The sequence below is a fragment of the Janibacter terrae genome (assembly GCF_039636765.1).
Classification (GTDB): Bacteria; Actinomycetota; Actinomycetes; order Actinomycetales; family Dermatophilaceae; genus Janibacter; species Janibacter terrae.
Map to the genome: position 1 here is coordinate 2,833,442 of NZ_CP144167.1, position 16,275 is coordinate 2,849,716.

The 16,275-nt window shown below is 70.1% G+C and carries 32 protein-coding genes; 31 read left to right on the plus strand and 1 reads right to left on the minus strand.

Going from position 1 to position 16,275, the window contains the following annotated elements; all coding sequences use genetic code 11:
- Positions 1–49: 49 nt before the first annotated feature.
- From V3C34_RS14015 to V3C34_RS14150, 28 genes are all read left to right on the plus strand, one after another.
- Positions 50–265 carry a hypothetical protein gene (locus tag V3C34_RS14015; RefSeq protein WP_346007422.1) on the plus strand — a complete coding sequence of 72 codons (216 nt, stop codon included), beginning with the start codon at positions 50–52 and terminating at the stop codon, positions 263–265.
- A complete protein-coding gene (locus tag V3C34_RS14020) occupies positions 262–435 on the plus strand; it encodes a hypothetical protein (protein WP_346007423.1) in 174 nt (57 codons plus the stop codon). The genes V3C34_RS14015 and V3C34_RS14020 overlap by 4 nt, the downstream gene beginning before the upstream one ends.
- On the plus strand, positions 432–704 hold the full coding sequence (locus V3C34_RS14025) for a WhiB family transcriptional regulator (protein WP_346007424.1): 273 nt from the start codon (positions 432–434) through the stop codon (positions 702–704). Before V3C34_RS14020 ends, V3C34_RS14025 begins: the two co-directional genes overlap by 4 nt.
- Entirely contained in the window at positions 701–1,312 is a 612-nt protein-coding gene (locus V3C34_RS14030; RefSeq protein WP_346007425.1) for a ParB/RepB/Spo0J family partition protein, read from the plus strand. Before V3C34_RS14025 ends, V3C34_RS14030 begins: the two co-directional genes overlap by 4 nt.
- The gene (locus tag V3C34_RS14035; protein ID WP_346007426.1) at positions 1,309–1,791 is read left to right on the plus strand and encodes a hypothetical protein; all 483 of its coding nucleotides are present in this window, start codon (positions 1,309–1,311) and stop codon (positions 1,789–1,791) included. The genes V3C34_RS14030 and V3C34_RS14035 overlap by 4 nt, the downstream gene beginning before the upstream one ends.
- Entirely contained in the window at positions 1,788–2,222 is a 435-nt protein-coding gene (locus tag V3C34_RS14040) for a hypothetical protein (protein WP_346007427.1), read from the plus strand. The genes V3C34_RS14035 and V3C34_RS14040 overlap by 4 nt, the downstream gene beginning before the upstream one ends.
- The gene (locus tag V3C34_RS14045; RefSeq protein ID WP_346007428.1) at positions 2,219–2,440 is read left to right on the plus strand and encodes a hypothetical protein; all 222 of its coding nucleotides are present in this window, start codon (positions 2,219–2,221) and stop codon (positions 2,438–2,440) included. The genes V3C34_RS14040 and V3C34_RS14045 overlap by 4 nt, the downstream gene beginning before the upstream one ends.
- A complete protein-coding gene (locus V3C34_RS14050) occupies positions 2,437–2,592 on the plus strand; it encodes a hypothetical protein (protein ID WP_346007429.1) in 156 nt (51 codons plus the stop codon). Before V3C34_RS14045 ends, V3C34_RS14050 begins: the two co-directional genes overlap by 4 nt.
- The gene (locus V3C34_RS14055; RefSeq protein WP_346007430.1) at positions 2,589–3,422 is read left to right on the plus strand and encodes a PD-(D/E)XK nuclease-like domain-containing protein; all 834 of its coding nucleotides are present in this window, start codon (positions 2,589–2,591) and stop codon (positions 3,420–3,422) included. Before V3C34_RS14050 ends, V3C34_RS14055 begins: the two co-directional genes overlap by 4 nt.
- On the plus strand, positions 3,415–4,257 hold the full coding sequence (locus V3C34_RS14060; protein WP_346007431.1) for a recombinase RecT: 843 nt from the start codon (positions 3,415–3,417) through the stop codon (positions 4,255–4,257). Before V3C34_RS14055 ends, V3C34_RS14060 begins: the two co-directional genes overlap by 8 nt.
- Positions 4,254–4,796, plus strand: coding sequence for a 3'-5' exonuclease (locus V3C34_RS14065; RefSeq protein WP_346007432.1), 543 nt, complete (start codon positions 4,254–4,256; stop codon positions 4,794–4,796). The genes V3C34_RS14060 and V3C34_RS14065 overlap by 4 nt, the downstream gene beginning before the upstream one ends.
- On the plus strand, positions 4,793–4,924 hold the full coding sequence (locus tag V3C34_RS14070; RefSeq protein ID WP_346007433.1) for a hypothetical protein: 132 nt from the start codon (positions 4,793–4,795) through the stop codon (positions 4,922–4,924). Before V3C34_RS14065 ends, V3C34_RS14070 begins: the two co-directional genes overlap by 4 nt.
- Positions 4,921–5,478, plus strand: coding sequence for a hypothetical protein (locus V3C34_RS14075; protein ID WP_346007434.1), 558 nt, complete (start codon positions 4,921–4,923; stop codon positions 5,476–5,478). The genes V3C34_RS14070 and V3C34_RS14075 overlap by 4 nt, the downstream gene beginning before the upstream one ends.
- Positions 5,475–5,624 (plus strand): hypothetical protein, encoded by a 150-nt coding sequence (locus V3C34_RS14080; protein WP_346007435.1) that lies wholly within the window; start codon positions 5,475–5,477, stop codon positions 5,622–5,624. Before V3C34_RS14075 ends, V3C34_RS14080 begins: the two co-directional genes overlap by 4 nt.
- A 295-nt stretch (positions 5,625–5,919) precedes the next feature.
- Positions 5,920–6,654: a hypothetical protein gene (locus V3C34_RS14085; RefSeq protein WP_346007436.1), complete on the plus strand. Its 735-nt coding sequence runs from the start codon at positions 5,920–5,922 to the stop codon at positions 6,652–6,654.
- Positions 6,654–7,913, plus strand: a complete 1,260-nt coding sequence (locus tag V3C34_RS14090) for a replicative DNA helicase (protein WP_346007437.1) — start codon at positions 6,654–6,656, stop codon at positions 7,911–7,913. Before V3C34_RS14085 ends, V3C34_RS14090 begins: the two co-directional genes overlap by 1 nt.
- Positions 7,910–8,410 carry a single-stranded DNA-binding protein gene (gene ssb / locus V3C34_RS14095; RefSeq protein WP_346007438.1) on the plus strand — a complete coding sequence of 167 codons (501 nt, stop codon included), beginning with the start codon at positions 7,910–7,912 and terminating at the stop codon, positions 8,408–8,410. The genes V3C34_RS14090 and ssb overlap by 4 nt, the downstream gene beginning before the upstream one ends.
- Position 8,411: 1 nt before the next feature.
- The gene (locus V3C34_RS14100) at positions 8,412–8,783 is read left to right on the plus strand and encodes a hypothetical protein (protein WP_346007439.1); all 372 of its coding nucleotides are present in this window, start codon (positions 8,412–8,414) and stop codon (positions 8,781–8,783) included.
- Entirely contained in the window at positions 8,780–8,941 is a 162-nt protein-coding gene (locus tag V3C34_RS14105) for a hypothetical protein (protein WP_346007440.1), read from the plus strand. Before V3C34_RS14100 ends, V3C34_RS14105 begins: the two co-directional genes overlap by 4 nt.
- The gene (locus V3C34_RS14110) at positions 8,938–9,078 is read left to right on the plus strand and encodes a hypothetical protein (protein ID WP_346007441.1); all 141 of its coding nucleotides are present in this window, start codon (positions 8,938–8,940) and stop codon (positions 9,076–9,078) included. Before V3C34_RS14105 ends, V3C34_RS14110 begins: the two co-directional genes overlap by 4 nt.
- Positions 9,075–9,974 carry a hypothetical protein gene (locus V3C34_RS14115; RefSeq protein ID WP_346007442.1) on the plus strand — a complete coding sequence of 300 codons (900 nt, stop codon included), beginning with the start codon at positions 9,075–9,077 and terminating at the stop codon, positions 9,972–9,974. The genes V3C34_RS14110 and V3C34_RS14115 overlap by 4 nt, the downstream gene beginning before the upstream one ends.
- Positions 9,971–10,204 (plus strand): hypothetical protein, encoded by a 234-nt coding sequence (locus tag V3C34_RS14120; RefSeq protein WP_346007443.1) that lies wholly within the window; start codon positions 9,971–9,973, stop codon positions 10,202–10,204. Before V3C34_RS14115 ends, V3C34_RS14120 begins: the two co-directional genes overlap by 4 nt.
- Positions 10,197–10,535: a hypothetical protein gene (locus V3C34_RS14125; protein WP_346007444.1), complete on the plus strand. Its 339-nt coding sequence runs from the start codon at positions 10,197–10,199 to the stop codon at positions 10,533–10,535. The genes V3C34_RS14120 and V3C34_RS14125 overlap by 8 nt, the downstream gene beginning before the upstream one ends.
- On the plus strand, positions 10,532–10,918 hold the full coding sequence (locus tag V3C34_RS14130) for a hypothetical protein (RefSeq protein ID WP_346007445.1): 387 nt from the start codon (positions 10,532–10,534) through the stop codon (positions 10,916–10,918). Before V3C34_RS14125 ends, V3C34_RS14130 begins: the two co-directional genes overlap by 4 nt.
- Before the next feature lie 169 nt (positions 10,919–11,087).
- Positions 11,088–11,438, plus strand: coding sequence for a hypothetical protein (locus V3C34_RS14135; RefSeq protein WP_346007446.1), 351 nt, complete (start codon positions 11,088–11,090; stop codon positions 11,436–11,438).
- Positions 11,431–11,574: a hypothetical protein gene (locus V3C34_RS14140; protein ID WP_346007447.1), complete on the plus strand. Its 144-nt coding sequence runs from the start codon at positions 11,431–11,433 to the stop codon at positions 11,572–11,574. Before V3C34_RS14135 ends, V3C34_RS14140 begins: the two co-directional genes overlap by 8 nt.
- A complete protein-coding gene (locus tag V3C34_RS14145; protein ID WP_346007448.1) occupies positions 11,571–12,431 on the plus strand; it encodes a hypothetical protein in 861 nt (286 codons plus the stop codon). The genes V3C34_RS14140 and V3C34_RS14145 overlap by 4 nt, the downstream gene beginning before the upstream one ends.
- Positions 12,428–12,655: a helix-turn-helix domain-containing protein gene (locus V3C34_RS14150; protein ID WP_346007449.1), complete on the plus strand. Its 228-nt coding sequence runs from the start codon at positions 12,428–12,430 to the stop codon at positions 12,653–12,655. The genes V3C34_RS14145 and V3C34_RS14150 overlap by 4 nt, the downstream gene beginning before the upstream one ends.
- A gap of 80 nt (positions 12,656–12,735) precedes the next feature.
- On the opposite strand, the gene V3C34_RS14155 is transcribed toward V3C34_RS14150, so the two are convergent.
- Positions 12,736–13,197: a hypothetical protein gene (locus V3C34_RS14155; protein ID WP_346007450.1), complete on the minus strand. Its 462-nt coding sequence runs from the start codon at positions 13,195–13,197 to the stop codon at positions 12,736–12,738.
- A gap of 82 nt (positions 13,198–13,279) precedes the next feature.
- Here V3C34_RS14155 and V3C34_RS14160 point away from each other — a divergent pair, with 82 nt between their 5' ends.
- From V3C34_RS14160 to V3C34_RS14170, 3 genes are all read left to right on the plus strand, one after another.
- Positions 13,280–13,531: a hypothetical protein gene (locus V3C34_RS14160; RefSeq protein ID WP_346007451.1), complete on the plus strand. Its 252-nt coding sequence runs from the start codon at positions 13,280–13,282 to the stop codon at positions 13,529–13,531.
- Between the two features lie 534 nt (positions 13,532–14,065).
- Positions 14,066–14,617, plus strand: coding sequence for a hypothetical protein (locus V3C34_RS14165; protein ID WP_346007452.1), 552 nt, complete (start codon positions 14,066–14,068; stop codon positions 14,615–14,617).
- A gap of 4 nt (positions 14,618–14,621) precedes the next feature.
- A complete protein-coding gene (locus V3C34_RS14170) occupies positions 14,622–16,274 on the plus strand; it encodes a hypothetical protein (protein ID WP_346007453.1) in 1,653 nt (550 codons plus the stop codon).
- The last annotated feature ends 1 nt before the right edge of the window (position 16,275 follow it).

The following is a 16,275-nucleotide window of genomic DNA, read 5'->3' on the forward strand; positions in this document are numbered from 1 at the left end:
ACGCCGCGAACCGGTGGGCCGACCGATGACCGACCCCAAGAAGCCCCGCGTGACGGCAGGCAAGCCCCCGTCCGCGTGCCCCGCGTGCGGCCGGAAGACCGCACTGAACTTCACCCGCCCCGAGCGCGCCGGCCTCCACTGCCACGACGAGAACACCGAGACGTGGGCGAAGTTCTGCGGGGTCGTCCTCTGCACCTGCGGGATCGGCTACCACGCCCGCGGCCACTCCAACGGCCCCATGACCAAGCTCGGGCCCCGGAGATGAGCAGCCCGGAGCCCGGCGACATCGTGCAGACGACCGCTGGCCGGTACTGGCGCGTGGAACACGTCACCCACACCGTGGTCCGTGCCCGCGAGGTCGAGACCGGCGTCGTGTCCCACCACGACATCGAGTCCGTGCACATCGTCGAGCGCCACCCAGGCGGCCGGCGATGATCCGGGACGTCTCGTGGATGGACCACGCCAGCTGCGCCGACCTCGGCGCGGCAGAGGCCTTCTTCCCCGAGAAGGGGGACCCGGCCCTCATCGTCCGCAAGGTCTGCGCCGCCTGCCCGGTCGTCACCGAGTGCGGCGAGTACGCCGCCGCGGAGCTCGACTACGCCGCGGCCGGCATCTGGGGCGGCAAGACCCACCTCGATCGCCGCAAGGAGCGGGCAGGGCGCGCCGCGTCGTCCGACACCACCCTCAAGGAGATGACCCCGTGACCACCACCGACACGCAGGTCGCCCGGATCCGGGTCGACCAGATCCGCGCCCACGGCACCAACGTCCGCAAGGACCTCGGAGACCTCCGCGACCTGTGCGATTCCGTCCAGCGCTTCGGGATCATGCAGCCCATCACCGTCGAGAAGCGCGCCGACCACTGGCTCCTGCGCGACGGCCACCGCCGCGTCGCCGTCGCCACCATGCTCGGCCTCGACCGGATCCCCGCCGTCATCCACGGCGAGCACCTCGACGACGACGAGTGGCTCACCCACGCGGTCCACCACAACCAGCGCCGCCGCCAGATGGACAAGGCCGACCGTGCCCACGCCGTGCACAAGATGCGCGAGGCCGGCATGTCCTGGGACGGCATCGCCCGCGAGTTCGGGGTGAGCGCCTCCGCGGTGCAGAAGTGGATCAGCCCCCGCGAGCGCGACCGCTCCCGCGACAAGGCCGTCCGTCTCACGGCACTCACCTCGTGGCTGGCAGCGTGGACCGACGCAGTCGAGCAAGGGCAAGCGGCGCCGGGCGACGTCATCGACGCGCTGCGTGGCCTCGTCGCGACCGGGACCGTCACCGAGCACCTCCCCATGCGGGACGCGGCGCCATGACGCCTTTCGAGCAGGCCGCGATGCGCGAGTACGGCCACGCCGCCGTGTGCCTCGTCGCCCACGACCGCAAGGCCCTGTCGCTCATCGTCTCCGGGATGCACGGCCGGTCCCACTTCCCCGTCCACGGCACCACTTACTGGATGGACACCAAGCGCGACGGGCTGCACCTGCGGCCGCGCGGCGACGGGGTCCCAGCGCTCGTCCGCTGGACCTCTGTCGTCGAGCACGTCAAGGCCCTGCCCCCGGCCGTGCGCGCCCACGCCCGGGACGTCGACCACGACGCGCACCGGCCGCCCGCGTCCACCCTCGAGTGGCACGACCCGTACCACCCCGTCCCCCGCACCGACGCGCAGCGCCTGGCGTACTCCCTGTGGGCCGACCACGTCAGCGCCCGCGAGGCCGACGTGCTCGAGCGGGCCTTCCCCGACGTGCTCGTCGGCGCCGAAGAGCTGGACCTGTTCTCGGCGGTCGGGCTGTGAACGGCACCGACCCGGCCATGGTCGGCGTCGACTGGACCGGCTGCACCGTCGTCATCCACGCAGACACCGCGGCCTCCCCCCGGCCGAGGTTCGCGCTACTCCAGACCCTCTACCGGGCGCAGTGCCCGTGCGGGTGGACCTTCATCACCCACCAAGACGCCTCGCCAACCGCCCGCCACCACGCAGCCACCCACGCCGGCGACGTCTACCACCTGCAGTGGCGAGGCCCCGAGATCCTCGGCGAGTGGCAAGACGGCGACCCCACCAAGGGCCACGTCCGAGGCCGACTCGACGACTGCCCCGCCTGTCTGGCCGGGGGCGTCCACAGCCAGAACGCACACATCGACCTCATGGCCGACGGCGCACTGCAGGCATCGACCCCAGACGTCGAGCCACTCGACCTCTTCACAGCTACAGGAGTGACCACATGACCCTCGCACCCGAGCTCGACACCCGCACCGTCATGCGGATCGGGCGCAAGCGCACCCAGCACCTGCCCCGGGTCCTCATCGAAGACGGCCACGTCGTCCTCCGCACCCGCTGCGGCATCGACCCCCTCGGCGATGGCTGGACCGAGACCCACGGCATCGCCACCTGCGACGCGTGCATCGACGACGAGACCGCTGCGACCGAGAGGCCCAAGCCGTGACCGATCCCCATCCAGTCCTCGAGCGCATCACCCGGCCCGGGCCCATCGACGACGACCCCATCGACCACGAACCCGACGGCTACACCACGCGCCAGCTCGAGCGGATGGCCGACGAACGGGCCGACCTCGAGCACGCCAGGAGGATGCAGTGACCGACCCAGGCATCTACGACGACGTCGACGAGCTCGTCTACCACGCGGGCACCGACGAGCCGTCCCTGTCCGTGTCCGGCGCGAAGAAGCTGCTCGACTCCCCCGCCCGGTTCAAGTGGGAGCAGGACAACCCGCCCCGCAAGAAGGTCTTCGACTTCGGGCACGCCGCCCACGCCAAGGTGCTCGGCGTCGGCCTCGAGGTCGTCACCGTCCCGCCCGACCTGTGCGCGAAGAACGGTGCCTGGTCGACCGCCGAGGCCAAGGCCTTCGTCGCCGAGGCCGAGGCCGCCGGGGGCGTCGTCCTCAAGCCCTCCGAGATCGAGGTCGTGGACGCCATGGCCCTCGCGCTCGAGTCCAACCGCGACGCCATGAGGCTGCTCAAGGACGGCACCCCCGAGCAGTCCATCTACTGGCGCGACGACGAGACGAAGGTGCTCCTGCGTAGCCGCGCCGACTGGGTCACCGCCCTCGGCGACCAGCCCGTCATCGTCGACTACAAGACCTGCAGCAGCGCCAACCCCGACGAGTTCCGTTGGGAGGCCGGGAAGTACGGCTACCCCCAGCAGGACGACTGGTACCGCGAGGGCTACGAGATCCTCACCGGCACCCCGCACGGCTTTGTCTTCATCGCCCAGGAGAAGACGGCCCCCTACCTGTCCTCGGTCGTCGAGCTCGACGACGAGGCCCGCGAGATCGGCAGGCAGCGCAACGGCGTGGCCCGCCGCCTGTTCCTCGACTGCATGACCCGAGACGAGTGGCCGGCCTACCCGGGCGTCCACCGCGTCTCCGTCCCCAACATCCGACCCGCCAAGGAGTACGTCCATGTCTGAGTCCACCACCGTCACGATCGCCGGGGACCGCCCCGTCACGCTGCGCCAGCAGGTCACGCAGATGGAGCACCAGTTCGCGCTCGCCGCGCCGAAGGGGGTCGAGGCACGGCAGATCGTCCGCGACGTCCTGACCGCCATCTCGCAGAACCCGGACCTGCTCAAGTGCGACCCGCAGTCCGTGCTCGGCGGCGCGATGACCATGGCCCAGCTCGGGCTGCGCGTCGGCGTCCTCGGCCACGGGTGGCTGCTCCCCTTCCACGACTGGAAGACGAAGACCCACAAGGCCCAGCTGGTCATCGGCTACCAGGGCCTCATCGCGCTCGCCCACCGCTCCGGGCAGATCAAGTCCCTGTCCGCGCGGAAGGTCCACGCCAACGACCACTTCGACATCGAGTACGGCGTCAACGAGAACCTCGTGCACCGGCCCGCGGCCGGCGACCGCGGCGAGGTCGTCGGCTACTACGCCGTCGTGAAGTTCCTCCCGGACGGGCACTCGTTCTACTACCTCACCAAGGCCGAGGCCGAGGCCTACCGCGACCGGTACGCCATGGCCAAGAAGCGCGACGGGTCCGTCGTCGGCCCGTGGAAGAGCGAGTTCGACGCCATGGCCATGAAGACCTGCATCCGCCAGCTGTCGAAGATGATGCCGAAGGGCACGGACCTCGCGACGGCCCTCGCGGCGGACGACACGGTCCGGGTCGACGTCAGCCCGACCGCGCTGCCCGAGCACGTGTCCGAGCACCCCGAGCGGTCCGAGGCCGAGCAGACCGTCCACGTCGGCGAGGTCGTCGAGGACTACCCCACCGAGGAGCCGCCGGCGGGTGAGCAGGCATGAGCACCACCGTCTTCCTCGACACCGAGACCGATGGTCTCGGCCCGGCCTGCCGCCCCTGGGAGGTGGCGCTCATCAGGCGCACCGACGAGGGCCAGACCGAGCACCACTGGTTCGTCCCGCTCAACCTCAAGTACGCCGACCCGTTCGCCCTCGAGGTGGGCGGCTTCTGGGACCGGCACCCGATGGGCCGCAAGGTGTCCGGCAAGCCCGAGATCCCCTGCCAGCCCGTCACCCAGGCGCACGACGTGGCCCGGGACGTCATGCGCCTGACCTTCGGCGCGACGCTCGTCGGCTCCAACCCGGCCTTCGACGCTGACGTTCTCGGGCGGCTCCTGCGGGCCGAGGGCTACCTGCCGTCGTGGGACCACCGCCTGCGGGACGTCGCGACCCTCGCGAGCGGTCACCTGCGCCGCGACGTGGGCGGGCTCGACGGGGCCCTCGACGCGGTCGGGCTGGTCATGCCCAAGGAGGAGCGGCACACCGCCATGGCCGACGCCCGCGCCGCGATGTGGGTCTACGACGAGGTGATGAGCCCGTGAGGCCCACCACGGCCCGCATCGAGTCCACGTGCGACCGCTGCCACGGCCCCATCCGCGTCGGCGACCCCATCGTCGAGCGGCGCGGGACGTGGATCCACCGGGCGTGCTGGGAGAGGGACCACGAATGAGGACCGAACCGTTCGCCGACCTCGAACCCGAGGTGATCACCCGCATGACAGAGCGGCAGGTCCTCGACCTCCTCCACAGGCGGTACTCGCAGATCAGCCAGGGCGACAGCATCCGCTACGCCTGCGCCGAGCACGTCGCGGCGCACACCGGGTGGAAGAACCCGCAGGGCGAATGGGCGGACCCGCGACGTGCGGACTTCCTCGCGCAGGACTGCTGGAACGCACAGGGCCTCCTCCTGCACGGCCACGAGGTCAAGGTCTCCCGCTCCGACTGGCTGTGCGAGCTCCGCGACCCGTCCAAGGCCGAGGCGGTCAAGCGCTACTGCGACCGCTGGTGGCTCGTCGTCTCGGACAAGGCCATCGTGCGCGACGACCTACCCGACGGGTGGGGGCTCATGGCCCCCGGGGCGGACGGTCGCCTGCGCGTCTTCAAGCGAGCGCCCGCGCTCACCCCCGAGCCTCACCCTGCCGCGTTCCGTGCGGCACTCATGCGCGCGGTCGCCAAGACGGGGCTGCGCCGAGGCGCCGAGATCGCGAACGGCAACGCCCCGTGACCCGCTCCGCGACCCTGCGCGCCGCGGCCTCCATCGTCGAGGCCGCGGCCGCGCGGGAAGGGCACCCCCACTGGCAGCGGATCGCCGTCGACCTCCACGAGATCGCCGACGAGCTCGCGCCACCGACAGAAGAGGAGGCCACGTGAGTTATCCACACCAGATATCCACAAGCGATCGTGTGGCCGTCCTGGCGGCGATGCATAGTGCGCCTACAACTACATGAGAGGAGGAGCAGGTGTCCCTCGATGACCTGACCCGAGACCTGTTCCGTATGCCCGACGAGCCACCCGCTGGCGTCACCGAGACGTGCCCCGACTGCATGGCCCGAGGACAGCAGCCCGTCGCCTGGCACCGGCCAGACGCCCAGACGCTCGCCTGTGCCTACACCTGCACCAACTGCCGGCGTGAGTGGCAGTGCTCGTGGCGGCAGGAGGTGGCGTAGTGGCGAAGATGCGCGGCTTCAAGCCGGAGATCTGGACCGACGACAAGTTCGTCCACCTCACCCCCCTCGCCCGACTGCTCTTCATGGGCATGTGGAACTACGCCTGTGACAACGGGCACCTCGACGACAAGCCCGTCCAGCTGAAGATGCGGATCCTCCCCGCGGACGACTGCAACGTCGCCGCGCTCGTCGAGGAGATCGTCGGGCAGGGCATGGCGACCCGCAAGAAGGGCGTCCTCACGATCCCCAACCTGCCTGTCCACCAGCGCCTCGACAAGCGGTACTTCACGACGTGCGAACACTGCGCACCCGCCGAGGGCACGTCGGGTGCCCCACGGGGACACGGCGTGGACCCTGCGTGTCCCCCGGATGAAGGAAGGAAGGAAGGAGAGGAAGGTGATAGACCATCCCGCGAGCGGGACGGAATGAGCACGATCGACCGCTTCGACGAGTTCTGGGACGCCTACGACAAGAAGGTCGGGCGCAAGAAGGCCGAGCAGAAGTGGAGGCTCGCGCTCAAGAAGCCCGGCGTCACCGCCGACATGCTCATCGAGCGCGCCTCTGCCTACGTCGCCCGCCAGCGATCCGTCGGCAAGCACCCAGAGTTCACCAAGGATCCGACGACCTGGCTCAACGGTGAGCACTGGTCCGACGAGGTGCCCGACTCCACCACCCCCGAGCCCCTCGCCCACATCAAGTCCGTTGCCGAGATCCGGGCGGAGCGTGGCTTCTGATGGGCCACGAGCAGCAAGTCCTCGCGGCCATGCTCACCACCAGGGCCGCCATCGAGGACGCAGCGGACGTCCTGGCCGGCACCGACTTCGCCGATCCGCGGCACGAGGCCATCTTCGATGCCATCGTCGGCCTCGACAGCGACGGCAAGCCGGTCGACCCACTCAGCGTCAACGACCACCTCGCGGCCAGCGGGGTCCGCGCTGACCTGGCCTACCTGCACGAGCTGCAGTTCAGCCTCGTCACCGCCTCGTCGGCCGGGTACCACGCCGAGCAGGTGAAGGCCGCGTCCACCCGCAACGCCGTCCGCAGGGCCGGCGAGCAACTGGTTGCGATGAAGGACGTCGAGGACCCCCTCGACGCTGTCAACGCGGCCCGGCAGATCCTCGACGACGTCGTCGAGGAGAGGCCGTCCGGCGTGCCCAACGAGCAGGCGGTCTACGAGGCCATCGACTCGCTGGACGCGCCGCTCGGCATCCCCACCCCATGGACGGACCTGTCCGGCCTCATCAACGGGTGGTCGCCGGGGATGCTCTACGTCGTCGGCGCACGACCCGGGGTCGGTAAGACCGTCCTCGGGATCGGCGCGCTCATCGACGTGGCACGACGCAGCAAGGGCGGCGCCGCGGTCATGGTCAGCCTGGAGATGCCCCGCAACGAGCTCTATCTGCGGATGCTCTCCAACACCGGTGGAGTCAACGGTGACCGGCTCGTCCATCGCAAGACCACGCAGGACGACGACCGCCGGCTCAGCGAGGCCGCGGCGAAGATCGCGGCGCTACCTCTCGTGGTCGACGACCGCTCGGCCATGTCGCTCGCCCAGATCCGGGCGCTCGTGCGGGGAGTGCAGCGCACCCGCGCAGTGTCGGTGCTCGTCGTCGACTACCTCGGGCTGGTCAAGCCGCCGGCCGATGCCCCCAAGCACGACCGGCGGGTGCAGGTCGACGCCATCGCGCAGGGCCTGAAGAACCTCGCGCGCGACCTGCGCATCCCGGTCATCGCCCTGGCTCAGCTGAACCGGGGCATCGAAGGGCGGGCGGAGAAGACGCCGACGCTCTCCGACCTGCGCGAGTCCGGCGGCATCGAGGCCGCGGCCGACTTCGTGCTTCTGATGCACCGCACGCAGGAGCAGCCCAACGACCTGCTCGTGACGATCGCCAAGAACCGCCACGGCCCGCAGGGCCACCTCACCCTCAACTTCCGCGGGGAGTTCTCGCGGATCGAGGACCTCTACCCCAACCGCCTAGGAGCAGCATCATGAACGAACCGACCATCATCCTCATCGGCAACGCAACCGGAGACGCCGAGCTGCGCTTCACGCCCAGCGGCCACGCCGTCGCCAACATCAACGTCGCCGTCAACCCCCGGGACAAGCAGGGCGACCAGTGGGTCGACGGCGAGCCGAACTTCTACCGCGTCGCCGCATGGAAGGACCTGGCTGAGAACGTCGCCGAGTCCGTCAAGCGCGGCGACCGCGTCACGGTCGTCGGCCGACTGCGCATCCGCGAGTACGAGCACAACGGCGAGAAGCGCACCAGCCTCGACGTCACGGCTGACAGCGTCGCGCTCGACCTGCGCTTCGCAACGGCGGCCGCGACGAAGGCGCAGCGCAACGGTGGCGGCCAGGGCCAGCAGCCCGCGCAGTCCGGCGCGTGGGGCGGCGGGCAGACGCAGGCCGACCCGTGGGGCCAGCAGCCCGCTCAGCAGCCGCAGACGGGAGGCGCGGGCAATGCTGCCTACGACGAGCCGCCCTTCTGAGGTGTACACCCTCACGATCCCCGCCCCAGACCAGTGGATCAACGCCAACGACCGCACCCACCGCATGGCCGTCGCCCGCCTGACGAAGGCGTGGCGCAACGCCGCGTACTGGGCCGCGAAAGACGCCCGCCTGCCCGTCATCCGCGAGCACGTCCGAGTGACCGCGTCCGTCCACAAGCTCCACGGCCGGCAGTACGACGCCACCAACTGGGCACCGACCGCGAAGGCGTGCGTCGACGGCCTGCGGGACGCCGGCGTGCTGCTCGACGACTCCAACAAGTACGTCACCGGCCCGGACATGCGCCCCGGTGAGCGCGCGACGGGCCGGGCCTACCTGGTCCTGAACCTCGAGCCGACGGGAGTCGCGCTGTGACCCCGCACTTCACGATCGTCCGCCGCCCCGACGGGCGCGCCGTCGTGGTCTGCACGTCCTGCGACCACCCGTCCCAGCTGCTGTCGTCCGACGCGCTGATCGCCGCGCACAAGCGCGACCACCGCTGCACCCCCACCCCGAGCAAGGAGAAGCCATGAGCGCCCCGTCCTGCCCCACCGACTGCGGCCGCTGCGAGACCTGCCAGCGCGGCGACGTGTACGTGGACCTCACGCCCACCTTCCGAGCACCCATGAGCCTGCCGCGTGACGGCGGCGAGAGCGAGACGAGCCGATGACGACCACCGACGCACGCAAGCGCCTGGCCGAGTCCGTCGACCGGCTGGAGCGCACCCGCACCCACAGCATCGACCCCCAGACGGGCCAGTTCACCCGCCTAGACCAGGAGGACACCATGACCGAGCCGCAGACCAAGACCGAATGGCTGGCAGACATCGCAGTCGAGGCGCACCGCGCGAACGAGCTGCTCACCGAGATCCGCGACCGCCTGCCCGAGCGACCCACCTTGCACGCCCTCGTCACCGAGGAGCCGCCCGTTGGCTCGCAGGTGACGAACTCAAAGGGCCGGGTCGCCGAGCGGCGGGATTCTGGGTGGTCGATCTGGATGTCAAGCCGCGGGTACTGGACCGACCTGATGTTCACATGGGAGAGCATCAGCGAAAGCGCCCCCCTTCACCTCACCACCGACGCTGACCGTGAGCGCGTGGGAATCAAGCCCGTGCCCGTGCCCGTGCCGCACCCGGACGAGGCGCATGAGGCGGATGAAGAGCTGGCAAACACGCTCGCTCGTGTCGCCAGAGAGGCGGGGGCCCGGTGGGACTACATCCCATGGGCCGACGTCGCCCGTGACGCCCGCGAGCACATCGAGGCCGAGATGGGTCGGCGAGAGCGGACCGCCGTGGACGAGTGGGACGACATGCTGACCCGCGCCGAGAAGGCGGAGGCCGACCTCGCCCGCGTGACCAAGGAGCGCGACGAGTGGGAGCGGCTGGCGCACGAGCAGGACGACAACGCCAAGCGCCACTGTGCCCGCGCTGACCGCGCCGAGGGGCTGCACAAGGCGCTGCGGGCGGACGTGGAGGAGTTCCGAAGCGACCACCGTGACTGGACGGTCATGCGAGGTCTCGCTGACGCCCTCGCCCGCGACGACGCCCGAGCGGAGGGCCGGTCGTGAGCGGCATGAGCCCGGAGAGGCTGGCGGAGATCGAGGCCGACCGCGCCAAGCACGGCGCGGTCGGCGCTGAGCGCGGCCTGCTCGCCGAGGTCAAGCGGCTGCGGGCGGGCATCGAGGCCGCCGCCGCCGCGTCTGTAGACAGCGCGGATTACGCAGAACTGACGCTGGAGACCCTCCAGACGGACCTGCATGACCTGCTCAACCCGACCGAAGGAGAGACCGATGAGTGACGCAAAGACGCGGCAGCGCTGGGAGGCGCGACGCAAGGAGATCGCGGATGACTTCTTCGCGGGGGATGAAGCGAACGCCGAGACGGTGCTCGACTGCCTCCCTTACAGCGCCATCCCCGACTGGGGTGATGTCGCGCTGCTCATGCAGAGCATGGATGCCGCTGGCCTGCTCGCCACCCCCGAGCACGACGCGGCGGTCTCTGCCCGCGCGTGGGACGAGGGCGTCCTCGTCGGGTACGAGGACCGGATCAGGGACGAGGAAGACCCGCTGCCCGCTGGCGAACTTCACGACACCCCCAACCCCTACGAGCGCGAAGGGGGCGCGTCGTGAGGTCGCCCGAGGAGGTGGCGCGGGAGTGGGAAGCGTGCAGCCGGGAGGAGCACGAGGACGGCCCGGCGTGCCGTGAGCACGACCTGCCGTGGCCCTGCGAGGACCAGGCCGTGCTGAACTTCGCCGACCTCATCCGCGCCCGTGACGCCGAGGTCCGGGCCGAGACGCTGGCGGGGTTCACCGAGGAGCGGAAAGACCTCCGCGACTGTGGGTGTCGGACACCTGTTGGAGCCCTCTGGTCGTGCTGCATCCGCTCCTGGCCCGTCGTCGCCACGGAGCGCCGTCTCGTCGGCCCGTGGAAGCCCGACCCCCGCACCCCCGAGCAGCGCTCCGACGACGCCGTCGACACCCTGCGGGAACGCCTCAGCGGTGAGCGGTCGTGAAGCGCCCCGACTGCGCTCGCCTCGACCGCGAGCTCGCCGTCCTCAACGCCATGCCCCACACCACCAAAGCCGACCGGCGCCAACGAATCCGCGACCACGCCAGGTGGCACCGCACCTGCCCACACGACTACGAGCCCGGCCACCTGGGCCGCGACCCAGAGAGGAAGCCATGACCTGCGAGCACCCGAGCACTGACAAGCCAGTCAGCGACTGGACCAGAGAGGACTACGCCGTGGCCGCCTTCAAGGCCGAGGTGCAGGCGAGCCGTGAACTGACGGCCGAACTGCAGGACGCCCGGTGGTCCGCCGCCTACTGGGAGTACATGGCTCTCCGCAAGAAGCGCGTCTGGTGGCTCGGCTGGGACTGGCGCATCCACCTCGGCGGCGACGAGTACGACCGCCGAACCATCGTCGTCGGCCCCGTGTGCATCGCCCTGTGGCACGACAGCGAGGCCCGGGAGCGCATCGCCGACTGTGAGCGCGTCATGGACGACATCGACGGCGAGGTGGCCCATGGCTGACACCTGCGAGCACGCCGCCACCTACACCGCGCCAGCCATCACCGTCCACGGCCCCTACGTCATCCCATCCACCGAGCCCCTCACACGCTGCTGCACCTGCAAGCAGCTCGTGACCCTGCCCGAGGAGAGCCCGTGACCACCGAGACCCCCCTCACCCCGTGCGTGCGCGGCTGCACCCAGGCCCGGCAGCACGTCACCGACTGCGAGGACCGCGACACCTGTGACGGGTGCCTCCCCCGTCCCGCCGAGCACGGGCACCTGTGCCACAGCTGCCACCGCCGTCTCGTGCAGTGGCTGGCTGACGTGCCGGCGCAGGTGCACCTCCTGCGCCTCGTGACCGGCAAGGCGTCACCCAACTCCCTGCCGGACATCGTCGAGACCAATGCCAAGATCGTCACGACGTGGCGCACCGACAGCGGGCAGGGCTACCCCAGCGGCCTCTACGCCAAGGGCACCCCGCACGCCGTCGCCGAGGGCGAGCCGGTGCGCTTGGCCGCCATCGACGTCGCGCAGGAGCTCGAGGACTGGATCAGCATCCAGATCGAGGAGCTGGTCGAGCGTTACGACGCAGCCGGCCCGGAGAGGGCGCTCACGACCCACGAGCGCCTCAACGGTCGGCACGGACGCATGCGCCTCGGGATGCGCAACACGGAGCGGCCCGAGTACGTGTGGACGCCGCCACCGCCCCGGTACGTCCTCGCACCGGGCGCACGGTGGCTGCTGGCTCAGGTTGGGCGCTTCGAGTACGACCCCGGCATCGGCGATCTGTACGGCGAGCTCGGGGAGATGATGAGCCGGGCGCACGCACTGGCCCCGTGGCGCCAGGAGACCGCGGTGCTCGACGGGATCGAGTGCCCCGAGTGCCACAGGATGGGGCTGGTTAGGTACGGCGGCGACGACTTCGTCTCGTGCACGATGTGCCCGGCCCACATCGAGGAGGACCGCTACTGGGCCTGGGTCCGCATCCTCAACGAGGAGAGGCGGGCCGGGTGATCCTCACGACCGAAGAGGCAGCGCGACGGGTGGGCGTCGAGCCGCGCCTGATCCTGTCGTGGCGAGAGCGTGGGCTGCTGGAGCCAGTGATGCCCGGGTCCAAGCCGCTCAGGTTCCGCGAGGCTGACGTGATCGAGGCCAAGCACCGCGTGACGAGCAAGCGCCGACACGCCGAACTGGACAGGTTGGCCGCACGGCTCGAGATATGTGAAGATAGCCCCTGACGAGGTATGCCCTCACGAAGACGCCCCCACTCCTCACCGAGTCGGGGCGTCTTCGCACGTCCGGGGGCGGTCGCCAGCCATCAGGAACCGCCCGCGCAACCGCCCGACGCCTTCGCGTCAGCGATCATCTGCTCCGCGCTCTTCCCGATGTCCTGGCGGCCCACCTCAGACGGCTTCAGGAGCCAAGTCCCAGCCTCGTAAACCATCGAGCGCGACTGCTTGATCCCCGCCACCTCGAGCCGCACCACAGCCTCGTCGCCCTCGAGCCGCACCCCCGTCGCCGTGATCTCCGGCCCCGACAACGTGCACTCCTGCGAGTACGCCACGAAGTCGTCCCGCTTCACGCCCACCCGGTACTCCCGCGCCATCAGATCCCACGCCCCCGCGTAGTCCTCCGACTGGATGCGATCGGCCCACTCCTGAGCGGAAGCCTGAGCGGCATCGAGCGTCTTCGGCGCAGAGCTCGCCGACGACTGCTCGCCCGCGCCACCCGAGTCGCCGCTACACGCGGCCAGCAGCGGCAACGACAGCGCGACGAGCACAGCGACTGACCTGGACATGGCTCCCCCTCGAGACGACAGTGCCCGGAGCCTAGCGCCCCACCCCACCCGACGAGAGGCGACCATGGCGGACCCGAACCCCACGGGCGACGACGGCGCCCGGCTCAAGGCCTACTGGCTCGTCGGCCCCGGCGCTGCGAAGTGGGACACCTTCACCGACCTGCTCAAGCACCTCGCCAAGTACATGCCCATCGAGAAGGCCAAGCGCACCGCCGCGACATGGTTCCACCTCCGCTACGGCTTCTGGCCCGGCGACGACCGCAACCGCGTCCGCAAGGGCAAGCCACCCCGCGGCAAGCGCATCGGCCCAGGCTGATGCCGCGAGCGCCCAAGCAGTGCGGCCACATCGACTGCACCGAACGCGTCCGAGGTGGCATCGCTTACTGCCCCACCCACGAACGCGACTACCAAAAGCGCATGGCCAACCGCCGCGGAAGCACCACCACTCGCGGCTACGGCGCCAAGCACCAACGGCTCCGCGCCGCGTGGGCCCCGAAGGTCGCGGCCGGCACCGTCCTGTGCTGGCGATGCAAGGAGCCCATCCAGCCACACGAACCATGGGACCTCGGGCACGACGACGAGGACCGTTCGATCACCCGCGGACCCGAGCACGCGAACCGCTGCAACCGAGCGTTCGCGAACTGGAAGGGCCCTCCACCACCCCCTCCCCCGGCCTCTTTCAGTTGACCGGCAAGTTCTGTGGATTCCCACGGCTACGGGATCGGGAGTTCCCCTCTGGTGGTCATTCCCAGCCCGCCACGGGCGCCATTTTCCCGACACGGGAGGTACCGACATGCCTGGTCCTGCACCCAAGCACTCGAGCCGGAGGGCTCGCACCAACTCGGCGAGCTTGACGACACTGCCGTCTGCTGGCCGCAAGGGGAAGGCGCCCGCGTGGCCGCTGCTGCCGGACACGGAGCGGACGGCGCGCAAGGAGCTTGCGGACGACAAGATCTCCTCTCTGGTCGCTGAGATCGAGGAGGCGGAGGACGGTCGCACGAAGGGCCGACTGCGTCGCCAACTGGCGCAGGCTGAGCAGGTGTCGGCGATCCTGTCGCTGCAGATCGAGCAGCAGACGGACTTCGAGATCGACCTGTGGACACTGCTGTGGTCGACGCCGCAGGCCACGATGTGGGACGCGAGCGACGCCTTCGCGCGGATGCTGTCGCAGTTCGTCCGGTGGAACGTCAAGGGCGAGCAGGGCGACCTGGACGCGGCCAAGGAGGCGCGCATCCGAGCCAAGGAGTTCGGCCTGACGCCACTGACGCTGCTGAGCCTCAAGGCCGAGGTGGAGCGTGTCGAGGAGGTCGAGGACAAGGGTCGTCGTCGCCGGGAGCGGTCGACGAAGCCCAAGGGCCCCAGCGAGGGTGACCCTCGCTCGGGCCTGTCTGCTGTGAGCTGACCCCGTGGGCCTGCTGGCCGTCCCTCCGATGGACGAGGAGCCGTGGCCCACCCTTGGCGGAGAGGTGTGCGACTTCATCGAGGACGTCGCGATCTACGGTCCAGGGTCGCTGCAGGGCGAGTCATACGTCATCGACCCTGAGTTCCGGGCCTTCCTCTACCGCGCCTTCGAGGTGTACCCGAAGGGTCACCCCTGGGAGGGCCGGCGACGGTTCAAGCGCGTCGGGCTGAGCGTCCGCAAGGGCCTGGCTAAGACGGAGAAGCAAGCCGTCATCGCGCTGGTCGAACTCCACCCGGATGGGCCGAGTCGATTCGACGGGTGGGACGCCAACGGCGACCCGGTCGGGCGTCCGGTGCGCTCGCCGTACATCCCGATGCTGGCGGTCACGGCAGAACAGGTCGAAGAGCTGGCCTTCGGCGCGCTGAAGTACATGATCGACAACGGTCCCGACGCGGGTCTGTTCGACAGCCAGAAGGATCAGATCTTCCGGCTCGACGAGAACGGTCGCGCCGACGGTCAGGCCGCAGCGCTCGCCAACTCTCCCGGCGCTCGAGACGGCGCGCGGACGACGCTGAATTGCTTCGATGAGCCGCACCGCCTGTACCTGCCGCGCCAAAAGGACGCGCACACGGCGATGGACGCGAACCTACCGAAGCGGCCGCTGGACGACCCGTGGTCGCTGTACGTGGGCACCGCGGGCGAACTGGGGCAGGGGTCCGTGGCCGAGGATCTCCACGAGGAGGCCCTGGCGATCCGGGACGGCCTGGTGGAGCGGCCAGACCTGTTCTACCTCTACCGCACCGACGACGACCCGAAGCGAGACCTGACGGACAAGGCCGAACGGATCAAGGCCGTCGCTGAGGCGACCGGCCCCGCCGGCGAGTGGGGCCCCGGCCAGTTCGACGAGATCGCGTCGAAGTGGGACCGGCCCGGCGCTGACGCGGCCTACCTCGAGCGTGTGTGGCTGAACCGGTGGGTGAAGTCCGGCGCGCAGGCCTTCGACGTGAAGCGCTGGCGGGAGCTGGGCAGCGACGTGCTGATCCCTGACGGTGCGAAGGTCGTCGCTGGCTTCGACGGCGCGCGTTTCCGGGACTCGACGGGCATCGTCTTGACCGAGCTCGCGACGGGCAAGCAGTGCCTGTGGGCAGGGTGGGAGCGTCCGCGGGATCTCACGGTCGACTCCGAGTGGGAGATCGACGAGATCGAGGTCACCGCGGCCGTGGAAGCCATGCACGATCGGTTCAAGGTCATGAAGGTCTACGCCGACCCTCCCCACTGGACCGAGACCGTCGGCGCCTACGCCGGCCGGTACGGCGCGTGGGAAGAGTGGTGGACCAACAACGTCAAGCGCATGGCCTACGCAGTGCGCGCCTACCGGGACGCGATGGCGACCGGGGCCGTGTCGTGGGAGCAGGGCCGCGACGAGGCGAAAGAGACCACGTTCGGGCTGCACATCGGCAACGCGGGCCGCAAGGACACGCAGCTGCACGACGACGAAGGCCAGCGGCTCTTCGTGCTGCAGAAGCTCCACCCAGATCGAAAGTTCGACTTCGCTATGGCCGGGTGCCTCTCTTGGCGCGCCTACCTGGACGCGCTCGCCAAGGGTGCCGGCCGTGAGCGGGAGACCAAGACTTACAGGGCCAAGCGCCTGCGCTGAG

What these genes read in the sequence shown, in the direction of transcription:
- V3C34_RS14020 (WP_346007423.1), top strand. Translation starts at nt 262, where the DNA reads ATGAGCAGCCCGGAGCCCGGCGACATCGTGCAGACGACCGCTGGCCGG.
- V3C34_RS14025 (WP_346007424.1), top strand. Translation starts at nt 432, where the DNA reads ATGATCCGGGACGTCTCGTGGATGGACCACGCCAGCTGCGCCGACCTC.
- V3C34_RS14035 (WP_346007426.1), top strand. Translation starts at nt 1,309, where the DNA reads ATGACGCCTTTCGAGCAGGCCGCGATGCGCGAGTACGGCCACGCCGCC.
- V3C34_RS14045 (WP_346007428.1), top strand. Translation starts at nt 2,219, where the DNA reads ATGACCCTCGCACCCGAGCTCGACACCCGCACCGTCATGCGGATCGGG.
- V3C34_RS14060 (WP_346007431.1), top strand. Translation starts at nt 3,415, where the DNA reads ATGTCTGAGTCCACCACCGTCACGATCGCCGGGGACCGCCCCGTCACG.
- V3C34_RS14065 (WP_346007432.1), top strand. Translation starts at nt 4,254, where the DNA reads ATGAGCACCACCGTCTTCCTCGACACCGAGACCGATGGTCTCGGCCCG.
- V3C34_RS14075 (WP_346007434.1), top strand. Translation starts at nt 4,921, where the DNA reads ATGAGGACCGAACCGTTCGCCGACCTCGAACCCGAGGTGATCACCCGC.
- V3C34_RS14090 (WP_346007437.1), top strand. Translation starts at nt 6,654, where the DNA reads ATGGGCCACGAGCAGCAAGTCCTCGCGGCCATGCTCACCACCAGGGCC.
- ssb (WP_346007438.1), top strand. Translation starts at nt 7,910, where the DNA reads ATGAACGAACCGACCATCATCCTCATCGGCAACGCAACCGGAGACGCC.
- V3C34_RS14110 (WP_346007441.1), top strand. Translation starts at nt 8,938, where the DNA reads ATGAGCGCCCCGTCCTGCCCCACCGACTGCGGCCGCTGCGAGACCTGC.
- V3C34_RS14115 (WP_346007442.1), top strand. Translation starts at nt 9,075, where the DNA reads ATGACGACCACCGACGCACGCAAGCGCCTGGCCGAGTCCGTCGACCGG.
- V3C34_RS14125 (WP_346007444.1), top strand. Translation starts at nt 10,197, where the DNA reads ATGAGTGACGCAAAGACGCGGCAGCGCTGGGAGGCGCGACGCAAGGAG.
- V3C34_RS14135 (WP_346007446.1), top strand. Translation starts at nt 11,088, where the DNA reads ATGACCTGCGAGCACCCGAGCACTGACAAGCCAGTCAGCGACTGGACC.
- V3C34_RS14140 (WP_346007447.1), top strand. Translation starts at nt 11,431, where the DNA reads ATGGCTGACACCTGCGAGCACGCCGCCACCTACACCGCGCCAGCCATC.
- V3C34_RS14160 (WP_346007451.1), top strand. Translation starts at nt 13,280, where the DNA reads ATGGCGGACCCGAACCCCACGGGCGACGACGGCGCCCGGCTCAAGGCC.